14 protein-coding genes are annotated in these 15807 nt (G+C 64.4%); 3 read left to right on the top strand and 11 right to left on the bottom strand.

Going from position 1 to position 15807, the window contains the following annotated elements; genetic code table 11:
* Positions 1–26: 26 nt before the first annotated feature.
* Positions 27–791 carry a glucosamine-6-phosphate deaminase gene (locus tag RIN49_RS09965; protein ID WP_309120025.1) on the top strand — a complete coding sequence of 255 codons (765 nt, stop codon included), beginning with the start codon at positions 27–29 and terminating at the stop codon, positions 789–791.
* Positions 788–1972 carry an N-acetylglucosamine-6-phosphate deacetylase gene (locus RIN49_RS09960; protein WP_309120024.1) on the top strand — a complete coding sequence of 395 codons (1185 nt, stop codon included), beginning with the start codon at positions 788–790 and terminating at the stop codon, positions 1970–1972. The genes RIN49_RS09965 and RIN49_RS09960 overlap by 4 nt, the downstream gene beginning before the upstream one ends.
* On the opposite strand, the gene RIN49_RS09955 is transcribed toward RIN49_RS09960, so the two are convergent.
* The 9 genes from RIN49_RS09955 to RIN49_RS09915 form a co-directional block, all read right to left on the bottom strand.
* Entirely contained in the window at positions 1939–3135 is a 1197-nt protein-coding gene (locus RIN49_RS09955) for an ROK family transcriptional regulator (protein WP_309120023.1), read from the bottom strand. The genes RIN49_RS09960 and RIN49_RS09955 overlap by 34 nt on opposite strands.
* Positions 3136–3238: 103 nt before the next feature.
* On the bottom strand, positions 3239–4282 hold the full coding sequence (locus RIN49_RS09950; RefSeq protein ID WP_309120022.1) for a CotS family spore coat protein: 1044 nt from the start codon (positions 4280–4282) through the stop codon (positions 3239–3241).
* 15 nt (positions 4283–4297) lie between these two features.
* Complete coding sequence (locus tag RIN49_RS09945) at positions 4298–5479, bottom strand: glycosyltransferase family 4 protein (RefSeq protein ID WP_309120021.1); 1182 nt, start codon at positions 5477–5479, stop codon at positions 4298–4300.
* 5 nt (positions 5480–5484) lie between these two features.
* Positions 5485–6666: a CotS family spore coat protein gene (locus RIN49_RS09940; protein ID WP_309120020.1), complete on the bottom strand. Its 1182-nt coding sequence runs from the start codon at positions 6664–6666 to the stop codon at positions 5485–5487.
* Between the two features lie 20 nt (positions 6667–6686).
* A complete protein-coding gene (locus tag RIN49_RS09935) occupies positions 6687–7862 on the bottom strand; it encodes a glycosyltransferase family 4 protein (RefSeq protein ID WP_309120019.1) in 1176 nt (391 codons plus the stop codon).
* A 128-nt stretch (positions 7863–7990) separates the two neighbouring features.
* Positions 7991–9061: an aldose epimerase family protein gene (locus tag RIN49_RS09930; RefSeq protein WP_309120018.1), complete on the bottom strand. Its 1071-nt coding sequence runs from the start codon at positions 9059–9061 to the stop codon at positions 7991–7993.
* A gap of 144 nt (positions 9062–9205) precedes the next feature.
* The gene (locus RIN49_RS09925; RefSeq protein WP_309120017.1) at positions 9206–10789 is read right to left on the bottom strand and encodes a M1 family metallopeptidase; all 1584 of its coding nucleotides are present in this window, start codon (positions 10787–10789) and stop codon (positions 9206–9208) included.
* Entirely contained in the window at positions 10777–11400 is a 624-nt protein-coding gene (locus RIN49_RS09920; protein WP_309120016.1) for an exopolysaccharide biosynthesis protein, read from the bottom strand. The genes RIN49_RS09925 and RIN49_RS09920 overlap by 13 nt, the downstream gene beginning before the upstream one ends.
* Positions 11401–12558, bottom strand: a complete 1158-nt coding sequence (locus tag RIN49_RS09915) for an MFS transporter (protein WP_309120015.1) — start codon at positions 12556–12558, stop codon at positions 11401–11403.
* Between the two features lie 816 nt (positions 12559–13374).
* Between RIN49_RS09915 and RIN49_RS09910 the strand changes: the two genes are divergently transcribed.
* Positions 13375–13998 carry a GntR family transcriptional regulator gene (locus tag RIN49_RS09910; RefSeq protein ID WP_309120014.1) on the top strand — a complete coding sequence of 208 codons (624 nt, stop codon included), beginning with the start codon at positions 13375–13377 and terminating at the stop codon, positions 13996–13998.
* A 318-nt stretch (positions 13999–14316) separates the two neighbouring features.
* Here RIN49_RS09910 and RIN49_RS09905 read toward each other — a convergent pair whose 3' ends face one another.
* Both RIN49_RS09905 and RIN49_RS09900 read right to left on the bottom strand, forming a co-directional pair.
* The gene (locus tag RIN49_RS09905; protein WP_309120013.1) at positions 14317–15501 is read right to left on the bottom strand and encodes a UxaA family hydrolase; all 1185 of its coding nucleotides are present in this window, start codon (positions 15499–15501) and stop codon (positions 14317–14319) included.
* Positions 15479–15790: a UxaA family hydrolase gene (locus RIN49_RS09900; RefSeq protein ID WP_309120012.1), complete on the bottom strand. Its 312-nt coding sequence runs from the start codon at positions 15788–15790 to the stop codon at positions 15479–15481. The genes RIN49_RS09905 and RIN49_RS09900 overlap by 23 nt, the downstream gene beginning before the upstream one ends.
* Positions 15791–15807: the final 17 nt, after the last annotated feature.

Here is a 15807-nt window from a genome sequence, read left to right as displayed (position 1 = left end):
ACTAATTACGGAAAGGGCGATTTTCCATGTTGAAACAACGTCTCGTCGATCGTCTCAAGGTCCGCGTCTATGCGAACCGCAAGGAGCTCGGAACGGCCGCCGGCCTCGCCGTCGCGGAACGGATGCGGGACTTGCTCGCCAAGCAGCCCGGCGTCCGCATGATTTTCGCCGCGGCGCCGTCTCAGAACGAATTCCTCGAGACGCTCGTCGCGCAGGACGGCATCGATTGGTCCCGCGTCACCGCGTTCCATATGGACGACTACATCGGCCTCGCCCCGGACGCGCCGCAGCGCTTCAGCCGCTTCTTGCAGGATCGGCTGTTCGATCTCGTCCGCCCGGGCGTCGTCCATCTGATCGACGTCTCCTCCGAGATCGACGCCGAATGCGAACGATACGGCCGGCTGCTGTCGGAGGCGCCGATCGACATCGTCTGCCTCGGCATCGGCGAGAACGGCCATATCGCTTTCAACGATCCGCCGGTCGCGGACTTCGACGATCCGCTCCTGATTAAGCCCGTCGAGCTCGACGACGCGTGCCGGACGCAGCAAGTGAACGACGGCTGCTTCGAGACGTTCGACGCGGTGCCGACGCACGCGCTGACGCTCACGATTCCGCTCATGATGTCCGGCGCCCATCTGTTCTGCATGGTGCCCGGTCCGACGAAGCGGAACGCCGTGACCGAGACGTTGAACGGGCCGATCTCCGCCGCCTGCCCGGCCACCGTGCTTCGCCGCCACCCCGATTGCACGCTGTTCGTCGACGCGGAAGCGTACGCGGGAGCGGAAGCGTGAGCCGCGCCGTCGTCGAAGGCCGTCTGCTCGGGAGCGGCGCGGCGGTCCGCGTCGTCGTCGCCGACGGCCGCATCGCGTCGATCGAATCGATCGGCGACGCCGCCGAGGCGCTGCCTTGGATCGCGCCCGGGCTCGTCGATCTGCAGGTGAACGGCTACGCCGGCATCGACTTCAACACGACGCCGCTTGCGGCGGACGACGTGAAGAAGGCCGTGCGGCTTCTGTTGTCGCAAGCCGTCACGACGGTGTTCCCGACCGTCATTACGAACAGCGACGAAGCGATCGAGGCTTCGATGCGCTCGATCGCCGCGGCGTGCCGGGAGGATGCCCTGACCGGCTCGTGCGTCGGCGGAATCCACCTCGAAGGTCCGTTCCTCTCGCCGGTCGACGGCTCGCGCGGCGCGCATGAGGCGGCGTACGTCCGCGCGCCCGACTGGGACGCGTTCCTTCGGTGGCAGGAAGCGGCCGAGGGGCGCATCCGCATCGTGACGATGTCGCCGGAGTGGGACGGCGCGGCCGCATTCATCTCGCGCGCGGCCGCGACGGGGACGATCGTGTCGATCGGCCATACGGCGGCGACGCCGGAGCAAATTCGCGAGGCGGTCCAAGCCGGCGCGCGGATGAGCACGCATCTCGGCAACGCCGCGCAGCTCCTGCTGCCCCGGCACCCGAACTATATTTGGGAGCAGCTCGCCGCCGACGAACTGACCGCTTGCGTCATTCCCGACGGCTTCCACCTGCCGGATTCGGTGCTTAAGGTGTTCCTCCGCGCGAAGGCGGGCCGCATCGCGCTCGTCAGCGACGCGGTATATCTGAGCGGCCTCGCGCCGGGCGCGTATCGAACCCACATCGGGGGCGACGTCGTGCTGACGCCGGAAGGGCGGCTCCATCTGGCTTCGAACCCGAAGCTGCTTGCCGGCTCGGCGCAGATGCTCGTCGAGGGCATCGGCCGGCTCGCGGAGCGAGGCTTGTGCTCGCTGGACGAGGCTTGGGCGCTGGCGTCCGCCGCGCCGGCCGCAGCTAGCGGCCTCGAAGGCGGCGTCGGGACGCTCGCGGCCGGAAGCCCGGCCGATCTCGTCTTGTTCCGCCTCGACGACGCGCGAGTGCGAATCGAAGAAGTGTATAAGAACGGAACGAGCCGATTCCGTCAGAACGGAATCGGCTCGAGCGGATCGGCCTGATGCTCCCAGGCTCGCACGACGCCCGCGGCGGCTCCGACGGCCGTCGCGAGCGGGTGGAGCGAGGAGCGGACGAGCTCCGCTTGCGCGGATGCGGGGGAGAGCGATCTCCCCCGCATTTCTTGTCGGATGATCGGGAACAGCGTATCCGAGGCGAGCATGAGCGGTCCGTCGCACACGACGTACCGCGGGTTGAGCAAGTTGACGAGCGCCGCCAGCGCGGCGCCGATCGCGCGGCCGACGCGCGTCAGCTCTCTAAAGACGACCTCGTCGCCTTGCCGGGCCCGTTCCGCGAGCGCCGCCGCGTCGAGGCGTTCGGGCGGCTCTCCCGTCGCCGCCGCCACCCGAGCGAAGATCGCCGGCAGCCCCGCCACCGCTTCAAGGCAGCCCGCGTTGCCGCAAGCGCAGCGGGGGCCGTCCGGCTCCACGACCGTATGCCCCAGCTCCCCCGCGAGTCCCCCTTCGCCCCGTACGATGTCGCCTCCGATCGCGATGCCGCAGCCGATGCCGGCGCCGAACGAGCAGTACGCGAAGTGATTCGCCCCTCGCCCCGCCCCGAACCACAGCTCGCCCTGCGCCGCCAGCTTGACGCTGTTATCGACCAGGATGCGACCGAGCGGCAGCGCGTCCGCGAGCATCGCCCCAAGCGGCACGTCGCGCCAGCCGAGATGCGTCGACTGCGCGACGCGGCCGGACGCCGGATCCACCAGCGCGGGCACGCCGAGCCCGACGCCGACGAGCGGGCGGTTCGGCTCGGCCGCTTGCGCCGCCGCGGCATGCGCCGCGACCGCCGCGACCGCCGCTTCCGGCGTCGTCTCGGCCAGCGGGAGCTCCTTCCGCTCGAGCGGCGTCCCGTACAGGTCCGTCGTCACGGCGACAATCGAGCGGGACAGCAGCTGGAAGCCGAGCGCCTTCCGGTTCGCCGGCTCGAACGCGACGCCGAGCGCCTTCCGCCCGGCGCCGCCGCTCTCCGTAAGCCCCGTCATGCGGACGTAGCCCGCCGACGCCAGCTCCTCCACGATCGCGTTCACCGTATTTTTCGTAAGACCGAGCGCCGCCGAAAGCTCCGTCCGCGTCGTCGTCCCTCGCCGCTTGAGCGCCTCGTAGATCAGCTTGCGGTTGATATCCTTCGAGAGCGTCGGCCCTCTTCCTCGCGTTCCCGCCATGCCGCGACTCTCCCTTCCCCTGCTTATCCGAAACCGTCTTGTCCGTCCCTCCATCGTAACAAAAAAACGCCGCCCGCGCGATGGCTCGCGCATGCGGCGCAGGTTAGCGGACCCAAGCGTCCAACCCGGAGAGGAACGATTCCAAGACGCGCTCCTTGCTCGATTCCGTCAGGATCATCTCATGGAGCCGCTGCAGATGCTTCTCCTCGGTCCAGCTCGGCTCCCGACCTTCGTAATATTTAGACACTTGCCCGTATACCAGATGCGGGAACGTCAGCTCGGCGACCAACGCCGCATACTGGTCTTTCGTCAACGGATGCACCTCGTGGTACGCCTTCATCATCGTCAGCATCGTGTCCAAGTCCCAAGCGAGGTCCCGCTTCATGACCTTGTTCAACACTTTCCGCAAATCGCGGATCGGTACGTCGACCGTCAGCGAATCCATATCGAACACGTAGAAGCGCCCGTCGTCGCCGATGGCCGTGTTGCCCGCGGCGAAGTCCTGATGGCATAACGACTTCGCCGCGTGCGTCAAGCGAACCCAGTCGCCGTAGCCGGTCCGCTGCAACCGCTCCAACGCGGCTTCGCCTTGGGCGACGAACGCGTCGGCGTTCCTTAGAAACAGCCGGTCGAACCCGTTCGGGCTCGCCTTGCCCGCGGCGGACCTCTTCCACGCCGCAAGCTGCTCGACGCGCCGCCGCATCGCCGCTTCGCGTTCGAGCAGCAAATACGACGGATAGAAGCCCGCCGGCGATTCGAAGCCTCGCGAAGCGACGTGGAACGTCGCCAGCCCGCGGAGCATCGCGGTCAGCTCGGCCTCGACCTTGTACTCCGGCTTGCGGCCGCGGACGGCGTCGAACAGCACGTAGCGTTCTCCGTCTTCCGACGCCCAGCCGCCGCCGTCCGACGTCCGGTGCACCCTCGGCGTCCCGAGCCCTCTTCCGCGCATATAGTCGATCGCCGCGATCATGAAACGGATCGCTTCGGCCTCGAACGGCACTTTTTTCAAAATCAACCCGCCCGCTTCCTCGGCGTCGACGTGCCATACCGCCTTCTTCCCTTTGTCGGACAACAGGCGGACGCTTTGCACGGCGTACGGGTACCGCGCCAGCGCCCGAAGCGCGGCAGGTTCCGCATTCGGCTCCATGCCCGTCCCTCCCCTCTACTCTATTTTCTTGCGGTTCACGGCGGCCAAGTACAGCAGCTCGAGGCGGCGCGCCGCGTGCTCGAACCCATGATTTTTTTCGACCAACGCGCGGCCCGCCCGCGCCATCCGTTCCGCTTCTTCCGGATTGGCGAACAAGCGGAGAATCGCGTCCGCGAACGCAGCCGGGTTGTCGTAGTCGTCGATGACCAACCCGTTGACGCCGTGCCGGACGATCTCGCCGTTGCCGCCCCGGTTCGTCGTCACGATCGGCAGCCCCGCCGCCATCGCTTCGTAGTGCACCCTCGCGAGCGGCTCCTGCCACTGCGAGCTGCACACGAAGACGTCGCCGGCGAGGAAAGCGTCGGGCACCCGGCTCGGCGGGAGAAAGCCCGTGAACGCGATGCGGTCCCCGAACGCCTCCGCCGATCGTCGAAGCCGTTCGCCGAATTCGTCGAGCGTATCGTCGGAAAACCACTTGCTGCCTATGATGAGCAGCACCGCCTCCGGATCGCCATGGAAGACGCGCTCCATCGCTTGGATCAGCACGTCAGGTCCCTTCGCCGCGCTGATCCGACCGACGTACAAGATCACCTTCTTCCCTTCGAGGCCGTATTGCTTCCGAAGCTCGGCCCGGATCCGCTGCGCTTCCTCCGTCCAAACCGGCGCGTACCGGCGTAGATCGACGGCGGAATACACCGTCCGCAGCTTGCCCGCCGCGCCCGGGAACCGGGTCGCGACCGTATCCCCGATATAATCGCTGATGCTCATGATCCTATCGATCGCTCGAACGGTAAGACGACCCAATTCCTCGGTAATGACCCCTTCTCGGTACATCTCGGTATGAAGGCTTACGACGAACCGACTTTCCGGCATCGCCGATTTATAGATCAATACATGGGCCGGACGGTTGAACACATGCACGACGTCGTAAACCAATCCGGCCTTGCGGGCCTCCTCCAGCTTAACGGCCACGTTATATACATATCGTTCCTTCGGCACGCGCTCGAACGCGACCCCTCCCGAAACCTCGCGTTCCGGCAATTCGGGATCGGCGACGCAATAGACGGTTACCCGATGACGCTTCGACAAATGCGGCAGCGCCCCTCCGATCAAAATTTGGATCGCGCCGCCGCGGATCGGGGGGACGGGCAGCCGTTCCGTACAAATCATTGCGATATGGAGCGATCTTCGCGCCATGCGCCTCACCTCTTTCTTCCATGCGCGATCACCTCGTCGATCCGGCCGAGGAACGCCTGAAGCACCTTGTCTTTGCTCCGCTCCGTGGCGATCATGTCCCGGAGCTTCTCCAGGTGCTTCTCCTCCGTCCACTCCGTCTTCTCGCGCTTCTTGTAGTACTTAGACGCCTGTCCATACACCAGATGAGGGAACGACATCTCCGCGACCAGCGCGCGGTATTGCTTCGAAGTAAGCGGGTTCACCTCCTGATACGCCTTCAGCATCGCCACCATCCGTTCGAGGTCCCAGACCCCCTTCTTCATGACCTTGTTCAAGATTTTCCGAAGGTCGCGAATCGGCGCGTCCACCGTCAGCGCGTCCATGTCGAACACGTACAGCTGCCCGTCGTCCCCGATCGCGAGGTTGCCGGCGGCGAAGTCTTGGTGGCAGAGCGACTTGTTCGTTCGAAGCTCTTCCACCCATGCCTCGAAGCCGGCGCGCTTCAGCAGCTCGATCGATTGCTCCGCCTGCTTCAAGAACGGATCCGCATGCCGGAGAAACAATCGATCGAACTCGGTCTGCTTCTTCTTGGCCGCCGCCTCCGCTTTCCAAGCCGTCAGCCGTTCGATATTCGAGCGTTTCCGCGTTTCCCAGACGTATAGCAGCAGGGACGGGTAATACCTCGTCGGCGACGCGATGCCTCGCGAAGCTTTATGGAATTGCGCCATGCTCCGCATAATCAGCCGAAGCTCTTCTTTGCGTTCGTAGTCGGGCGTTCTGCCGCGCACCGCTTCGAACACGACGAACCGCTCCTCGTTCAGCGAGACGAAGTTTTTGCCGTCCGCCGTGCGGATGACGGCCGGCGTCCGCAGTCCCCTCTTACGCATATAGTCGACGGCATACGCCATGAAGTCGATATCCCGGTCGCCGAACGAAACCTTCTTCACGATCCGTTCCCCTCGGTCCGTGCTCACCGCCCAGACCGCTTTCTTCCCTTTGTCCGACACCAGCCGGATGCTTCGGACTTTGCCGGGATAATGAGCCATCACCTTCGAGACGAGCTCTTCGTAAGCCCGGCCGGCGCCGTCCGCGCGATCCGCCGGATCCGACCGGCCCGAACGGACCGCGCGAATCGCCGGACGCCTCCCGTCCGTTCGACGCGGCCGCCGCGAGCGGCCCGCCTCCCCTTTTCCAACCGTGCGCTTCATGCGATGCCCCCTTCCCTGCGTTATTTCGGCTCGGCTCCCACGGCCTCCGCGTACAGACGCTCCAGCCGCTTCGCCACATGCTCGAATCCGTGATTGCGCTCCGCGAGCTCGCGGCCCGCCTTCGCCATCCGCTCCGCTTCCTTCTTATTGCGGATCATATAAAGAATCGCGTCCGCGAACGCTTTAGGATTGCTGTAGTCCTCAATCACGAGCCCGTTCCTCCGGTGACTGACGATCTCCGCGTTGCCGCCCCGATCCGTCGTGATGATCGGAAGACCCGCGCCCATCGCCTCGTAGTGCACCCGGGCCAGCGGCTCCTCCCATTGCGAGCTGCAGACGAACACGTCCCCCATGAGGAAAATGGAAGGCAATCGTTTCGGCTCCACGAACCCCGTAAACCGAAGATGCTTCATCATCGGCTCCGCGATCTCCCGAAGCTGCAGCATGTACTTACTGACTTGCTCCTGGAACGACTTCGCCCCCACGATGACCAACACCGCGTTCGGGATTTCCCGAACGACGTGTTCCATCGCCTGTACGAGAATGTCCGGCCCTTTGACGGCGCTGATTCTCCCGACGAACAAGACGACCTTCTTGCCCTCGACGTCGTAGGTTTTCCGGAGCTCGGCTCTGACGGCCTGCGCCCGCTTGGACCAGATCGGCTTATACTGTTTCAGATCGATGCCGGAATAGACGGTCCGGAGCTTGCTCTTCGCCGAGGGAAACCGGGCAACGATCGTCTTGCCGATATAATCGCTGATGCACATAATGCGTTTCGCCTTCCGGATCGACCGGAGGCCCTCTTCTTCGGATATTTTGTGTTCGCGGTACATCTCGTTGTGCAGGCTGACGACGAACCGGCTCTCGGGCATCGCGGCCTCGTAGACGAGCAAATCCTTAGGCCGGTTGAACACGTGCACGACGTCGTACCTTTTCCCGGCCTTCCTCGCTTCCTCGAGCGCTTTGCCGACGTGCTGCGGATAGTTGTCCCGCGGCAGACGCACGTACGCGACGCCGTGCTTCGTCTCGCGCGACGGCAGCGCCGGATCGTCGGGGCAATACACCGTTACCCGATGCTTCAGGCTGAGGTACGGCAGAACGCCGTCGATCAAAATTTGTATCGCTCCGCCGCGAATCGGCGGAACGGGCAGCTTTTCCGTACAGATTAAGGCAATCTTCAACCCTCGATTCCCCACTGTCTCCCCCTCCTTTCTTACTAGCAAGGTATGTCCGGGCCGCGGGGAAGGCACGGCAAACTCTACGAAAACGAAAAAATAGGCCGCCCTCTATCATTGATAGAGGACAGCCTATGAAGTTCGCGCGTTTATCGCGCCGAAAACTTGTACGACGTCGTATGCTTATACGTCTCCCCCGGTCGCAAAATCGGCGACGGGAAGTTCTTATGTTTCATGCTGTTCGGAAAATATTGCGTCTCGAGGCACAGCCCGAAGCGCTTCCCGTACGCCGCGCCGCCCTTGCCGATCTCGGAGCCGTCCAGGAAGTTGCCGGAGTAGAACTGTACGCCCGGCTTCGTCGTGAACGCCTCCATGACGCGGCCGGTCGTCGGCTCGTACACTTCCGCGAACTTCTCGGGCTTCGCGCCGCCGACGTTCAGCACGAAGTTGTGGTCGTAACCGCCGCCGTTGCGGATTTGTTCGTCGTCCGTCTTCGCGAGCCCCGGTCCGATCAAGGTCGGCTTCCGGAAATCGAACGGCGTGCCGTCGACCTCGCGGATTTCGCCCGTCGGCACGCAGGCGGCGTTCACCGGGGTGAACTTATTCGCGTCGATCGTCAGCACGTGGCCGCCGATGTCGCCGGCCGCATGCCCGGCCAAGTTGAAGTACGCGTGGTTGGTCAGGTTGACGATCGTATCTCGATCGGTGACCGCTTCGTAGTCCAGTACGAGCTCGTTGTCGTCGGTCAGCGAGTAGGCGACGGTCGCGCGCAGGGTGCCCGGGTACCCCTCTTCGCCATCCGGGCTGACGTACGTCAACCGCAGCGCCTGTCCGGCGCCGTTCGGCGCTTCGACGATCTCCGCATCCCAGACCTTCTTGTCGAAGCCTTCTCGGCCGCCGTGCAGCGTATTGTCGCCGTCGTTCTTCGCGAGCGCGTACTCGGTGCCGTTCAGCTCGAACGAGGCTCCCTCGAGGCGGTTCGCGAAGCGGCCGATCAGCGCGCCGAAATACGGTCCCTTGCGCAGATACGGCTCCGCCGTCTCGTAGCCGAGCGTAATGTCGGCGAACGCCCCGTCGCGGTCCGGCGTCCGCAGCGCGACGATGACGCCGCCGAGATCGGAGATGTCCGCGGACATGCCCGCCGCGTTCGTAAATGTGTACAGTCGAATCGGCTTGCCGTCTTCGGTCGTTCCGAACGGCTTAGAGGTAATGCTGCTCATGTGGATTCGCTCCTCTTTAATTGGATCGTAGCGGACAAATACAAATACGGGATTGGTAAGCGGACTTTTCCGTCTGTCCCTATCTTACCGAAAAACTATCGCGCGACCAACCGGATTTTTCCTATGAAACTCCTACGACGCCCGCTAGGGAAGCCACCGATCGAAGAACGCGTCCATCGGCTCCCCCCGCACGCGTTCCGCCGTCGCGACGAACGAATCGGTCGTAACGACCCCGAATCGAAATTCCTCGTAATACGCCTTCAAGAAGCGGTCGAACCCTTCCTCCCCGAGCTCGCCGCGCAGCGCATGGAGCAGCAGGGCGCCCTTGCGGTAATTGCCGTTCCAGTACGCCGACCAGCTGTCGTACGTCCGTACGTCCCCGATCGCCGCCCCCTTCCGCAGCGTGCGCAGCCGCTCCGCATACACCGCGTCGAGCCGATCGCCGAGCAGATAGACGTCCGTCGCGTACGTCGCGAAGCCCTCGTCGAGCCACGGCTCGCGAACCTGATCGTTGCCGATCACGTTGTAAAACCACTGATGCGCGACCTCGTGCGCCACTGTCTCGACGCCGTCCGGGTCGTTCAGCCGATCCGCGCGGACGAAGGCGAGGCCGGGGTATTCCATGCCGGTGACGAACATCTCGTTTTCGAAAATGTCCATCTCCCCATACGGATACGCCCCCACCCAACCTTCCAGCAGGTCCGCGATGCCCGCGGCGGCTTCGGCCGCGGCCGCCGCCCGCGCTTCCGACGCCTGCCGGAAGTAGACGCCGACGCGCGCGCCGCGCGCCGTCGACGCCTCGGCGACGCGGAAGCCCGCGCCGAGCGCGAACGCGAAATCGCGCGCGAACGGCGCGTCGACCGTCGTCGTCGCCCAGCCGTCGGCGGCGGACGAAAGCGCGGGCGTCTCGTCGCCGGTGGCGACGACGTCGTATTCGCGCGGCGCCGTCAAGCGCACGCGGAAGTCCGCGACCGTCGAGAAGAACGGGTCGCCGACAGGCTCGTACGCGTAGTCGCGCCATTCGCCGTCGAACGCGGCGAGGATCGGCAGCGCGTTGCCGAACCAATACGCGTCGTCCGCGGCGCCGAAGCGGTGATGCACGGCGGGCAGCGTCGCCTCCCACGCGAGCTCGATCCGCCGCCATTCCCCCGGCGCCCACGGCTCCGGCAGCGCGACGACGATCGTCTGCCCGCGCCGCTCCGCAGCCGCGGGCACGCCGTCGACGCTCGCATGCACCGCCGCAAGCCGCCCGTCGAGGGCGTCCGGCGCCGCGACGGCGTACGCGCGCTTGCGGTGCTCCGGCAGCACCGGGTCGCGCGCTCGGATCGCCTCGGCGGAGAACGCGTTCAGGTACGCGGTCCACCGCGCCTCGGACGTCGCGACGGCGGCGTCGTTGCGGGCGAGCGCGACGGTCGTCCCCGTCAGGCGGCGCGACGCCGGGTCGAACGTCGCATCGATCTCGTACGTCGTCCGCTCCGGCATCGGCTCGGGCTCCGCAAGCTCAGGCTCCGGCTCAAGCTCCGGCGCAGGCTCCGCCGGCGCGTCGACGGGCGGCGAAGCCGGCCCCGCTCCCGCATCCGACGCCCCGCCGCCGACCGCCGGCCGCTCGGACGCAACCGGCGCGCCAGGCTCCGCCGTCGGCGGCGCGGCCGCGTCCGAGCAGCCCGCCGCCGCAAGCGCCAGCGCCAGCGCCGCCAGCCGCGCGGCCCGCCGCCTCAACCGCCCCACGCTTTCCGCGTCAACAGCTGCAGCCCTTCGATGCCGACGACCGCGATCAGGGCGAAGTACGCCCCCGTCAGCAGCGCGAAGACGTACGCCAGCAAAAACAACGCCCCGTCTCGCAGCAAATAGCCGAGCGCCACGAAGGCGACGACGTACGCCGGCAGCGAGTTGGAGAACGGGATCGGCAGCGGCAGCATGAGCAATACCGAGCTGACCAGCGCCAGAATCGCATGACCCTTCAACGCGCCGCCCGACGCCGTCAACGCCGGCATCCGCCGGGGCTTCGACCAGCGCTCGAGGCGGCGGAACAGCGCGACCGCGCCGCGGAACAGCAGCGAAACGCCCCTCCGCGGAAGCGCGTAGCGCCGAATCCATCCCGGCATCGGGAGATCTTGCCCGATCAGTATGCCGATGGCGATGAGCGCGAGGACGAAGCCGAACGGCGTACTCACGCCCGGCAGCGCGATCGGCTGAAGGAACGGTACGGACAGCACCATAAGAATGAAGAACGGCCCCTTATCCCGCAGCGCTTCCAACAGCTCGCCGACGCGGAGCCGCCGGTCTCGCTTCAGCTCCCGCTGCATCTCCTCCAGAATGTCCGATACGTTGCGTTCCAATCAAATCACCCGCCCTTCTTTATGCAGCCAGCGGTAGAGCACGACGCCCGCCGCGGCGCAGCCCAGCGCGCTAAAGCCGATGAGCGAATAACCGGCGCGATAACCGAGCGCGTCGGTCGCGGCGCCGATCAAGAAGTTCCCGACGATGCCGAGAATGCCGATCGTCGTCACCGTGAACGTGATCGCCGCGTCCGTGCCGTGCGGATACCGCTTCGCGAGGAACGCCATCACCGTCGGGTAGACCGGGGCGATGCCCGCGCCGGCGAGCGCCAATAGCGCCGCCCCCGGCTCGCCGAGCAGGATGCCGACGCAGGTGCACGCGCCGGAGAAGCCGGCGAACAGGACGATCGACTTCACGAAGCCGAACCGGTCCGTCAGCGGGCCGAGCACGAGACGCGCGATCGTGAAGCAGAAGAAGAACGCCGAGAGCATGCCGGACGCGCGCACGGTGTCCCAGCCGTACGACTTCTCGAGGAAATTGACGAGCCAGCCGCCGACCGCGAGCTCCGCCGTCACGCCGAAGGCGAGCAGTACGACGACGCACCATGCGACCTTGTCCCGCATAAAGCTTCGCCACGTGACCCGGGCTTCCGCCTGAGCCGCGGACTCCTTCGGGAACTTCGCGAGCAGCGCGGGCAGCATCGGAAGCGCGCAGGTCAGCAGTAAGACGGTGTACATGCCGCGCCAACCGAGCGCCTCGCCGCCGACGCTCCAAGCCATCATGCCGGTCGCCGCGAGCGGCGCCCCCGTCGAGCTGAGGCCGTAGAAGAAATGCGAGAGATTCATCATGAACCCCGTGTTTTTCGTGAACAAGCGGGCGCTCAGCACCGCCAATGCGATCTCGAGCAGTCCGTTCCATACGTAAAAGAAGAAAAACGCCCCGGCGAACGGCACGAACCCTTGCGCCGAACCGATCAGCCACCCGGACGCGGCCATAAAGCCGAACGTCAGCAGGCAGGCGGTCCGCAGGCCGATCGTCTGCACGATGCGCCCCGCGAACGAGCAGGCGAGCAGGAAGCCGAGCGAATTGAAGGCGAGCAGCAGGCCGAGCTGCCACTCCTCGAGGCGGAAATCCTCTTGCATGCGGGGCAGCGCGGGCCCTTTCATATTTTCCGAGATTCCGAAAATCAAATAACCGACGAAGACGACGGCGAGCAATAAATAATAATTTCTAGTCAGCTGCTCGGGCGATGGTTGCGAGTGTTGCAGAACGATTCCCCATTCCTAAATACATTCATCTTCACTATATAAGAAAACGGGGACCGCTTCAAAGAACTGTGTTATGCTTGCAAGGAGATCTTCGCTTCGGTCTTAGTTAACCGCAGCGCAACAACATGCGGTCCGACTGCTTATAAGCAACCGAAGAAAGCTAAGAAACCATCGGGCAATGCTCAACGAAAATCTCCTATTACTAAGAAACCTGAAGAACGAGCTGAGTCGCATTCGAAAACATAAACCGGAATCAGCCGTCCCGTCCTCTCCGCGCAAACGCAAATCAGCCCCGTTCGAGATCGCTTCGGCGTCTCCAACGGGGCTACTTTTCGCACTCGCTATTCACTTGTATTCGTCAACCCTCCGATACATGCACCGCATGCACATTTTCCCGATCGACTTCACGCATGCTTGGCATGAACCCACGCGCTAACATACGTTCCAGATTCCGTACGTTTCGACTTCCTTCGTGTACCCGCATGCCGGGAGGCGTGCTGACATGCTTCGCCTATCGCTGCGTCATCGGATGATTCTCCCTTCGCAGAGGATGGTATATTAATCAGTTCAGGCGCTCATCATTCGGGCGGATCCGCTGCGGAGCAACCGATGCAATCGCGTCCGCTGCGTTCATCCGGGTTCATCGCCTGAAGCTGAGTAATATCGATTCGGAGAGCCGAGTGGTTTGCGGCCGGCGGCTTGTCCGTTTCATGCCTCTATCATACGCCCGACGGAAAGTTATGTAAATATTCAGATAATTCAGTTATGTTGGGAAAATGGCTTCTTTCCTTCCGTTCGCTCGGAATTGGTCCGCCGCACGCACGATTTCGCGTTCTTCGAATCGGCAGGTCGCGCGGGCCGATCCGCGAAGCGCTGCGCGCGCTCGAGCAGGAGGGACTGCTGCATTCGCAGCCGTTCAAGGAGACGGTCGTCGCCGAATTTTCGACCGAGGAGGTCGTCAACGTCCTCATTCCGATTCGTCTGACGGTCGAGACGTACGCGCTTCGGAAAGCGCTTCCGACTTTCGTCGAGCAAGACTTCGCGTTCCTCGAGCAATGCCTCGCCAGCATGCGCGCGACCGGCGAGGCGAACGACGTCGTCGGCCTCGTCGAGAGCGATCTCGCGTTCCATGAATATATCGTCGTCAAGTCGAACGTGCCGAACCTGATGAACATCTGGTCCAGCATCTTCACGCGGATTCGGATGCACTTCTACATGCAGGATCAACATTTCGAGGACGTGACGAAGGTGTGGGAGCAGCATCAGCCGCTGCTCGACACGATGCGCACCGGCGACGTCGACCGCGCTTGCGCCGAGCTGACGCGGCATATTTACGACACGAACCTGCTGTCGCTCGGCTTGCCGGTGCCGCCGATTTTCGGGCGGTAGGGTCGCGACGGAAGAAGGACCGCCGGGGGATGCCCCTGGCGGTCCTTTGTGTTGTTCGTCGGAGGTACTCCGACGGTTTCGTAGCCGGCGCCCGTTGGCGGGGCTGTAGTCGGAGTATTTCCGACTATTTGCCAGCCGCACCACCGTGCAGCACCTTTTGCACCATACCGCTATATTTTCCGCCTCATCGTGGTGCACATCACCCGCATCGACCGACCGCCGGACAAATTTACTCACAACCTAACGCCATGCAGCGACTTCCGCCCCATCCCGACACTTCGGCATAACTGCGACACATCCGCTAACTTACGTTGCGAACTAGAACGTCGGCCCGATTCGCCAAATCCCGAAATCGTGTTGCTTCAAAATTTCCGACTTCGTCCACTTGCCGTTGCATACCGCGACGACCTCGTCCATCAGCCGATCCGCCGCCGCGGCGATCGACTCCGTCCCGTCGATGACGGTGCCCGCGTTGAAGTCGATGTTGTCTCCCATCTTCTCGAAAATCGGCGTGTTCGTCGAAATTTTGATGCACGGCGCGATCGGCGAGCCGGTCGGCGTCCCCCGCCCCGTCGTGAACAGCACGAGCTGCGCCCCGCCCGCGACCATGCCGGTCATCTGCTCGATGTCGTGGCCCGGCGTATCCATCCAGACGAGCCCCCGCTTGCTCGGACGCTCCGCGTAGTCGATCAGCTGCTGCAGGGGGCGCGTGCCGGACTTCGCCGAAGCGCCGAGCGACTTCTCCTCGAGCGAGCTCAGCCCGCCCTTAATGTTGCCCGGGCTCGGATTGCCCGTGCGAATGTCGATGCCCATGCCGATCGCCCGCCGCTCCATCGCCTGGATGACCTGAAAGACGCGCTTGCGGGTATGGTCGTCTACGGCCCGCTCCGCGAGCAGGTGCTCGGCGCCGATCAGCTCCGTCGTCTCCGCGAGAATCGACGTGCCGCCTTCGTCGATCAGCGCATCGCTGAACCGGCCGACGACCGGATTGGCGGACAGACCCGAGCAGGCGTCGGAGCCGCCGCATTCCGTGCCGACGATCAGCTCCGCCAAATTGCATTCGACGCGCATCTGCGCCGACGCCTCCTGCACCATGCGAGCCGCGTGCTTCGCCGCCTCCGCGATCGCCTGCAGCGTACCGCCGTGGTCTTGGATCGACACGAGCGCGACCGGCTTGCCGGTCTTCTTGAGCTCCGAGTAGACGCTTCGCGCCTGGTGCGTTTCGCAACCGAGCCCCATCACGACCACGCCGTAGACGTTCGGGTTGGCGCCCATCCCGAAGTACGTGCGGAACGTCTGCTCATAATCGATGCCGACCTGCGCGCAGCCATGCTGATGAATGAACGAGTAGGCGCCCTGCACCAGCTCCGCCGCTTGCTTCGCCGCTTGCGTCGCGCACGTGATCGTCGGCAGGATCAGCACATGGTTCCGAATGCCGATCCGCCCGTCCGGGCGGCGGTACGCCCATATTTTCCGACCGTTAGGCTCCGTGTTGTTCGACAATCCGATCGCCCCTTCCCCGTTTGCCCTCCAGATTGTGCACATGGACGTGCTCGCCTGGCACAATGTCGCGCTTCGCCGCGCCGATCACGGATCCGTACTTGCGAATGTCCTCCCCTGCGCCGATCGAGCGTACCGCGAACTTATGTCCGAATTCGATCGATTCACGAAGCTCCACCGCGATCGCCTCGCCGTCCGTCTCCACCTTCACGACCGCGCCCGCCTCGATCGGCTCCAGCGCCGTCGCTACGTTGTCCGTCCGATGCAGCCATACCGTCTTGTACCCCGTCATCGCCGACCCTCCGTTCG

Origin of the sequence: Paenibacillus sp. (genome assembly GCF_031177825.1) — a bacterium.
Classification (GTDB): domain Bacteria; phylum Bacillota; class Bacilli; order Paenibacillales; family YIM-B00363; genus Paenibacillus_AE.
This window is presented reverse-complemented; position numbering and strand designations above follow the sequence as displayed.

Excerpts from the sequence above, each read along its gene's own strand:
- RIN49_RS09930 (WP_309120018.1), bottom strand. The coding sequence starts at position 9,061 with ATGAGCAGCATTACCTCTAAGCCGTTCGGAACGACCGAAGACGGCAAG.
- RIN49_RS09910 (WP_309120014.1), top strand. The coding sequence starts at position 13,375 with ATGTTGGGAAAATGGCTTCTTTCCTTCCGTTCGCTCGGAATTGGTCCG.
- RIN49_RS09900 (WP_309120012.1), bottom strand. The coding sequence starts at position 15,790 with ATGACGGGGTACAAGACGGTATGGCTGCATCGGACGGACAACGTAGCG.
- RIN49_RS09945 (WP_309120021.1), bottom strand. The coding sequence starts at position 5,479 with ATGGCGCGAAGATCGCTCCATATCGCAATGATTTGTACGGAACGGCTG.
- RIN49_RS09940 (WP_309120020.1), bottom strand. The coding sequence starts at position 6,666 with ATGAAGCGCACGGTTGGAAAAGGGGAGGCGGGCCGCTCGCGGCGGCCG.
- RIN49_RS09965 (WP_309120025.1), top strand. The coding sequence starts at position 27 with ATGTTGAAACAACGTCTCGTCGATCGTCTCAAGGTCCGCGTCTATGCG.
- RIN49_RS09955 (WP_309120023.1), bottom strand. The coding sequence starts at position 3,135 with ATGGCGGGAACGCGAGGAAGAGGGCCGACGCTCTCGAAGGATATCAAC.
- RIN49_RS09950 (WP_309120022.1), bottom strand. The coding sequence starts at position 4,282 with ATGGAGCCGAATGCGGAACCTGCCGCGCTTCGGGCGCTGGCGCGGTAC.